The following is a 231-nucleotide window of genomic DNA, read 5'->3' as shown; positions in this document are numbered from 1 at the left end:
TACCGACCCATGCGCCCAATGTCGAGCGCGGTATCGCGACGCCCGCTCGCGCAAAGATCTGCTCCTGACGATACAGGGGAAGGTGGTCAGCGTCCTTGGCAACCAGCACTGACGCCAGCTGTCCCGCAGTCGGAATGCCCTTGTCGATGACGTGCGCAGGCACCGCGGCCTGAATCCGTGTTTCGCAGTGTCTGCTCACCCACTTGCCACGGACATGCCGCTCCACGGTGA

The 231-nt window shown here is 63.6% G+C and carries 1 protein-coding gene; it reads right to left on the bottom strand.

Going from position 1 to position 231, the window contains the following annotated elements; all coding sequences use genetic code 11:
- Positions 1–231 (bottom strand): transposase (locus tag AB3X94_RS42365; RefSeq protein WP_368614517.1); only part of this gene is annotated, 231 nt, incomplete at both ends.

The organism is Paraburkholderia sp. BR10923, assembly GCF_040948765.1.
Taxonomy (GTDB): Bacteria; Pseudomonadota; Gammaproteobacteria; order Burkholderiales; family Burkholderiaceae; genus Paraburkholderia; species Paraburkholderia youngii.
Note: the sequence above shows the minus strand (reverse complement) of the source record. Positions and strands in the feature narration are given on the sequence as shown.